This is a genomic window from Reyranella soli, from assembly GCF_007992495.1.
In the GTDB taxonomy this organism is placed as follows: Bacteria; Pseudomonadota; Alphaproteobacteria; order Reyranellales; family Reyranellaceae; genus Reyranella; species Reyranella soli.
The window spans coordinates 45,774-52,428 of the sequence record NZ_BKAJ01000105.1; the positions used below are offsets into that span (position 1 = coordinate 45,774).

The following is a 6,655-nucleotide window of genomic DNA, read 5'->3' on the forward strand; positions in this document are numbered from 1 at the left end:
CTCCGCCGCTCCGGATCGTTGAATCGGAACGATTGGGGGGCACTGGGCATGGCACACGATCTGGCCGACATACTGATCATCGGCGCCGGCGCCTCCGGGGCTGCAGTGGCCTGGCGGTTGTCCGACGCCGGTCTCCGCATCGTCTGTCTCGAACAGGGCCGCTGGCACAAGCCCGGCGAATATTCGACGTCCTTCCCCGACTGGGAGTTCCGCGGCGCCACCAGCTTCAGCTTCAATCCCAACGTGCGCGCGCTGCCGGAAGATTATCCGGTCGATGACACGGGGTCGGACGTCACGCCGCTAATGTTCAACGCGGTGGGCGGCAGCACCGTCCACTGGACCGCGCACGCCCCGCGCTTCCACCCCTCCGACTTCCGCGTCCGCAGCCAGGACGGCGTCGCCGACGACTGGCCGCTGTCGTATTTCGATCTGGAACCCTACTACGACCTCAACGACCAGTGGATGGGCTGCTCCGGCACCGCCGGCGATCCCGCCAATCCGCCGCGCGCGCCACGGCCCATGCCGTCGCTGCCGCTCGGGCCGGACGGCGAACGGCTGGCGCGCGGCTTCGACAGCCTCGGCTGGCACTGGTGGCCGTCGGACTCCTACATCAATTCGGTGCCCTACCGTGGGCGGGCGGCCTGCAACAACTGCGGCCCCAATGGCCTCGGCTGCACCGTGCAGGCCAAGGCCTCGACCGACGTGACCTATTGGCCGGCGGCGATCGCCAACGGCGTGGAGCTGCGCACCAAAGCGCGGGTGTTCGAGGTCACCACCGATGCGACGACCGGACGGGCCACCGGCGCGCGCTACTTCGATGCCGACGGCAACGTCCAGTTCCAGCCGGCGCGCGTGGTGGTCGTTGCCACCAACGGCATCGGCACGCCGCGCCTGCTGCTGTTGTCGAAGAGCGAACGCCATCCCAACGGCCTCGCCAATTCGAGCGGGCTTTTGGGCCGCAACCTGATGTTCCACCCGTGTGCCGCGATCACCGGTTTCTTTTCTGACGGCCTCGATCCGACCTACCGCGGTCCCCTCGGCAACATCCTGCTGTCGCAGGAGTTCTACGAGACCGACAGCGCGCGCGGCTTCGTGCGCGGCTACACCTTCCAGATGAATCGCAGCACCGGCCCGGCGCGCACGGCGATGGGATTCACCATGGCTCCGGTCGCCTGGGGCGAGCGCCATCATGCCGACTTCGCCATGCGCTTCGGCAATTCGACCACCGTGATCGCGCTGGGTGAGGACCTGCCCGAGGAGCACAATCGCGTCGAGCTTTCTGAATCGCTGACCGATTCCAACGGCATCGCCGCGCCGAAAGTGTCCTATCGCCTGTCCGAGAACTCGGCCCGCATGATGGCGCATGCCTGCCGGCAGGCCGAGACGGTGCTGGACGCGGCCGGCGCCCATACGGTGAAAGCGACCGTGCAGCTGCGTCCCTCGGGCTGGCATCTCATGGGCACCGCGCGCATGGGCGACGATCCGCGCCGCTCCGTCGTCGACCACAGCTGCCGGGCGCACGACGTCGACAATCTCTACGTCGTCGATGGCAGCGTGTTCGTGACCGGCGCCTCGGTCAATCCGACGCCCACGCTGCAGGCGATCGCGCTGCGCGCCGCCGATCATATCCGCAAGGCACACAATCGATGACCAACCCACCCATGACCGATACGCAAATGACGATCCTGAGCGGGGCGATGGATCGCCTGGTCCCGCCGATCGACGACCTGCCCGGCGCGGGCGCGATGGGCCTGGCGCCGGAGGTCGACTCGCTCGCGCGGCGGCACGCGCCCTACCATCACGCGGTTGTGATCTTCATCGAAAAGCTCGCGTCGACGTGGTCTGCCGGGCTGCTGCCTGCGCAACAGGACGCGCTGCTCCGCGACCTCGAGGCGGCGGATGGTGCCGCATTCAATGCCGTCCTGGAGCTCGTCTATCTCGCTTATTACAGCGAGCCGCGCGTGCACAGGCGAGTCGGCTGGCGGGGCGGACCGCTGCAGCCGGAAGGCTTTCCGCTGGCGCCGTTCGATCCCGCGATTCTCCAGGCGACGCGCCAGCGCAAGCCGTTCTGGCGGCAAACCTGACCGGGCGAACCTCCGCCGCTTGAGGTGGGCGAAATGTCGCCTGGGTAACTGGCGCGTTCTGTGTCATCACTTGTAAATGATGTCGCTTGCAACCTCCCCTGGCGTTGCGAAGATCGACGGTCGCCGCCAGCGAAGTGAACGAACCAGACTCACAATCATCCAGGCCTATCTGGAGCTGCTGCGCCGGCATGGCGTGATGCCGACGGCGGCCCAGATCGCCGAGGAGGCTGGATACTCGACGCGTTCGATCTTCGAGCGCTTTGCCGATCTCGATGCGCTCAGCCTGGCGACGGCGGACTACGCCATTGCCCAGGGCCAGGCAGAGGCGGTGGCGCGCGATGTCGACGGGGACCGTCCGACCCGGATCCGGTCCCACGTGGAGACCCGCGCGTTCGCCTGCGAAAAATGGCTGCCCTTGTGGCGTATCATCACCAGCCAGGATCAGATCGACGACCTGAAGATGCGCGTGGTTCTGGTGCGCCTCGCCAATATCGAGCGCATGAAGCTCATGTATACGCCGGAGCTTGCCACCCTGCCCGAGGCGCCGCGCGATCAGCTGCTCATTGGGTTGGCTGTGCTGACCAGCTTCGAAAGCTGGGACCAGATGCGCTTCTGCCACGGCCTGTCGCCAGAGGCCGCGCAAGCCGTATGGCGTGCGGCGATCGACCGGATGCTGCCGTAACTTCAACCGTCATCCCGAGCGAAGCCGCCCGGAGGGCGGCGCAGTCGAGGGACCTCTCTTGTCGATGCGTCTACAAAAACAGGTCCCTCCGCTTCGCCTCGCTGCGCTCGGCTCCGGTCGGGATGACGGGGAATTTAGCGGCGAATCTGGCCGAGGTGCTGACGCCTCAACCCCGGGGATCGCCTCGACCTCGGCGCCGCGGCCAGGAATGCCTGCAACGAGCCGCTGTCGATCGGCAGCCACTCCTGCCCGGGGAATTGCTCATCCAGATAGGCCGCTGCGACCCGGCCGCCTTCGCTGCGAACGACGAACATGTCAGCACCTGTTCACAAGACACGGAGAAACTGGAACGTCGAAAAGCCGACAAGCAGAGCGATCAGCGCATATTCGATCGCCGGGCCGCGCTGCCATCGACTCTTCAAGCGATGGAGGTGGTCGGAAGACTGCCTGGAAACGGTGATCGACGACATGATCTCGCTCCGAATAGCTCAACCTTGTGCAACGGCTGAGTAGCGCTCCGCCGTATCTCCGCTGTGTTGCGAACCGGGCAACAAGGTATCGTCTGTATCGTGGCACGCCCTCCGCCGTGGGCGCTAAGGCCCGGACGGTTTCAAGCTGCCGAGCAGCGCCGTGAGATTTCTCGGCATCACTTCGATGAGGCCGTGGCGCGGCGTATCGATGTCGTCGATCAGGCACACGGCGACGGCAACGAGCAGCGGCAGGACGGCAAGCAGCGGATTGCGCGGCGTGATGCTGGGAGCGCCGTAGCCGATCATCAGGTTACAGCCGAGCGCGATGGCGGCCATCATCAGCACCGCGGCGGTCGGCAGGCGGTTCCACCAGGCCGCCTGCGTGTAGCCTTGCGCATTGATGACCTCGTTCATGCCGGCAACCACCAGGGCGGCCATCGCGTCGGCGCGCTGTTTCGCGGCGCCGGTCACGGCCGTCCACATCTCGTTCTGCAGGCGCGCCGTCTCGGCATCGATCGGCGCGACGTCGGCCTGTCCCGCGCGGTAGTAGCGGATACGCAGCTCGACGTAGCGCACCAGCATGGTCCGCAGCCTGGTGCGATCGGCGGTCTCCAGCAGATCGGCGCGCAGGAACGCGGTGCCGATGGCGTTGGCTTCCGCCGCCTCCAGGTTCTTGCGCTGGTCATAGCGGCTCGCCGCCATCGAGAAGCTGAAGCCGATCAGCAGGCCGAGCAGGGTGAGCGACGCGGCCAGGATGAGGTTGTAGTCCTGGCGCGTCTCCGCCGCCATGGCACGGCCACGCCGGTATCGCGCGCCGGCCCAGGCTGCCAGCCAAAGGACAACGAAGCTGAGGACGAAGACGAGCGCCGGATGGAGGCTGACATAGGTCATTCCGCGATCATAGCAGCGGTGCTCCAGCAGCGGCTGTGCATGGCTCGATCGCACAGCAGGCCGGGACGGTTGCCGCACCACACCGCCGACGCCATAGTTCCCAGCAAGCAGCTACCGACTGCCACGGGAGATGCAGCAGATGGTCGGCGAAGAATCGCCGCGCTTCGTCGGACGCTCGATGCCGCGGCGGGAGGATCATCGCCTGCTGACGGGACGCGGGCAGTTCGTCGCCGATCTCGTCCTGCCGGGCATGCTGCATGCCGTCTTCATCAGGAGCCAACATGCGCACGGCCGCATCCGCGCGATCGATGCCGGCGCCGCCGCAGCGATGCCGGGTGTCGTGCGCGTGCTCACGGGCGAGGAGCTGCTGCGTCTCGCGCCGCCCGTTGCCGGCGGGCAGCTGTCGCTGCCGTCCAAGTGGCGAACCCAGGTGCAGCACGCCATCCACAATCCGCAACAGCCGATGCTGGCCGTGGGCAAGGTCCGCCATGTCGGCGAGGCGGTCGCCGTGGTCGTGGCCGAGAGCCGCGACCAGGCGCTCGATGCCGCCGAGCTGGTCGCTGTCGACATCGAGCCGCTGGCGGCCGTCGTCGAGGCCGAGGCCGCGCTGGCGCCGGAGTCGGCGGTCCTCCACGAAGAGTTCGCCACCAACCTGATCGGCGAGCTCGCCATCGAGAAAGGCACGGTTGCGGCTGCGCTCGCCGCCGCTCCCCACAGCCTCCGCCGCCGCTTCTACACGCATCGCTACGCCGGCCTTCCCATCGAGTGCCGTGGCGTGATCGCGGCCCACGATCCGCGCACCGATTCCGTCACCATCTGGTCGGCGACCCAGGTGGTGCACAACGTTCGCCGCGCGGCCGCTTCCTTTCTGCGGCTGCCCGAGGCGCGCGTCCGCTGCGTGGCGCTCGATGTCGGCGGCGGCTTCGGCACCAAGGGCCACATCTACCCCGAGGACCTGCTGGTCCCCTTCCTCGCCCGCCTGGTCGGGCGCCCGGTGCGCTGGATCGAGGAGAGGCAGGAGCATCTTTTGTGCTCCTGCCATTCACGCGACCAGCTGCACGAGGTCGAGGTCGGCTTCGATTCCGAAGGCCATGTCCTGGCCTTTCGCGACACCTTCCTGGTCGATTGCGGGGCGTGGAATCCGATCGGCGTCGCCATCGCCTACAACACCGCCGTCCATCTGCTCGGCCCCTACCGGATCGCGAATTTCGCCGCGACGGCGCGCATCGTGGCGACCAACAAGGTGCCCAATGCGCCCTATCGCGGCGCCGGCCGGCCGGAGGCGGCCTTCGCCATGGAGCGGACCATGGACCTGATCGCGCAGACGCTGGGCCTCGAACCCACCGAGGTCCGGCGCCGCAACATGATCCATCCGCAGGAGATGCCCTGCGCCATGGGCCTGCCCTATCGCGACGGCGAGCCGATCGTCTACGACAGCGGCGACTTTCCCGGCGGCATGGACAAGGCCCTGCAGGCGATCGGCGGCCTGGCCGCGTTCCGCCAGCGCCAGCAGGAGGCGCGGCGTCACGGCCGCTGTCTCGGCCTCGGCGTTGCGAGCTACGTCGAGGGCACCGGCGTCGGGCCGTTCGAGAGCGCGCTGGTGCGCATCGAATCGAACGGCTCGATCACCGTCAGCTCGGGCGCCTGTTCCCAGGGGCAGGGCATGGAGACGATCTTCGCCCAGGTCGTGGCCGACCTCTGGTCGGTCGATCCGCAGGACATCGTCATCGCATTGGGCGACACATCGCAGATCGCCATCGGCTTCGGCACGATCGCCAGCCGCAGCACCGTGAATCTGTCCGCTGCGATCCACTACGCGAGCGAGCGACTGCGTGCAAAAGTGTTCGCCATCGCCGGCAACATGATGGAGTGCGCGCCGGCCGACCTCGAGCTGCGTCGTGGCAAGGTGGGCGTCGTCGGCGTTCCCGGCATGGAAGTGACGCTCGCCGCCGTGGCGCAGGCGGCCCGCCCCGGCTGGGATCATCGCCGTCCGGCGGGCGTCGATGCCGGCCTCGAGGAAATCTTTTATTGGGAACCGCCGACGGTCACCTGGGCCAACGCCACCCATCTCGCCTTGGTCGAGGTGGACATGGCATCGGGCAGCATCGCGATCGACCGCTACGTCGTGGCGCACGATTGCGGCGTCGTCATCAATCCCATGCTGGTCGATGGCCAGGTCGTCGGCGGCACGGTGCAGGGGCTGGGCGGCGCCCTGTTCGAGGAATTCATATACGACCGGCAGGGCCAGCTGTTGACGGGTTCGCTGATGGATTATGCAATGCCGCGGGCCGGCGACATGCCGAGCGTGGAACTGCTGCACCAGGAGTCGCCGTCACCCTTGAATCCATTGGGCGTGAAGGGCGTAGGCGAGGGCGGCGCCATTGCGCCGCCTGCGGCGGTGGCCAACGCAATCTGCGACGCGCTCGCGCCGTTCAAGGTCGAGATCAACGCCACGCCGATGAAGCCGGAACACATCCTGAAAGCGGTCGCAAAGTCCCGTCATCCCGACCGAAGCCGAACGTAGCGAG

7 protein-coding genes are annotated in these 6,655 nt (G+C 67.4%); 4 read left to right on the top strand and 3 right to left on the bottom strand.

All coding sequences use genetic code 11. The features are described 5' to 3' along the window. The first annotated feature begins 48 nt into the window (after positions 1 to 48). From RSO01_RS28785 to RSO01_RS28795, 3 genes are all read left to right on the top strand, one after another. Complete coding sequence (locus RSO01_RS28785) at positions 49 to 1,650, top strand: GMC family oxidoreductase (protein WP_147154008.1); 1,602 nt, start codon at positions 49 to 51, stop codon at positions 1,648 to 1,650. A gap of 11 nt (positions 1,651 to 1,661) precedes the next feature. Then, complete coding sequence (locus RSO01_RS28790; RefSeq protein ID WP_147154009.1) at positions 1,662 to 2,084, top strand: gluconate 2-dehydrogenase subunit 3 family protein; 423 nt, start codon at positions 1,662 to 1,664, stop codon at positions 2,082 to 2,084. A gap of 76 nt (positions 2,085 to 2,160) precedes the next feature. Continuing rightward, entirely contained in the window at positions 2,161 to 2,766 is a 606-nt protein-coding gene (locus RSO01_RS28795) for a TetR/AcrR family transcriptional regulator (RefSeq protein ID WP_147154010.1), read from the top strand. A 134-nt stretch (positions 2,767 to 2,900) separates the two neighbouring features. Here the strand turns inward: RSO01_RS28795 and RSO01_RS28800 are convergent, their stop codons facing one another. The 3 genes from RSO01_RS28800 to RSO01_RS28805 form a co-directional block, all read right to left on the bottom strand. Beyond that, the gene (locus RSO01_RS28800) at positions 2,901 to 3,080 is read right to left on the bottom strand and encodes a hypothetical protein (RefSeq protein ID WP_147154011.1); all 180 of its coding nucleotides are present in this window, start codon (positions 3,078 to 3,080) and stop codon (positions 2,901 to 2,903) included. A 12-nt stretch (positions 3,081 to 3,092) separates the two neighbouring features. Continuing rightward, positions 3,093 to 3,236 (bottom strand): hypothetical protein, encoded by a 144-nt coding sequence (locus RSO01_RS47570; protein WP_170303428.1) that lies wholly within the window; start codon positions 3,234 to 3,236, stop codon positions 3,093 to 3,095. A 123-nt stretch (positions 3,237 to 3,359) separates the two neighbouring features. Then, positions 3,360 to 4,127, bottom strand: a complete 768-nt coding sequence (locus tag RSO01_RS28805; RefSeq protein ID WP_147154012.1) for a bestrophin-like domain — start codon at positions 4,125 to 4,127, stop codon at positions 3,360 to 3,362. Positions 4,128 to 4,266: 139 nt separating this feature from the next. Between RSO01_RS28805 and RSO01_RS28810 the strand changes: the two genes are divergently transcribed. Further along, entirely contained in the window at positions 4,267 to 6,651 is a 2,385-nt protein-coding gene (locus RSO01_RS28810) for a xanthine dehydrogenase family protein molybdopterin-binding subunit (RefSeq protein WP_170303429.1), read from the top strand. The last annotated feature ends 4 nt before the right edge of the window (positions 6,652 to 6,655 follow it).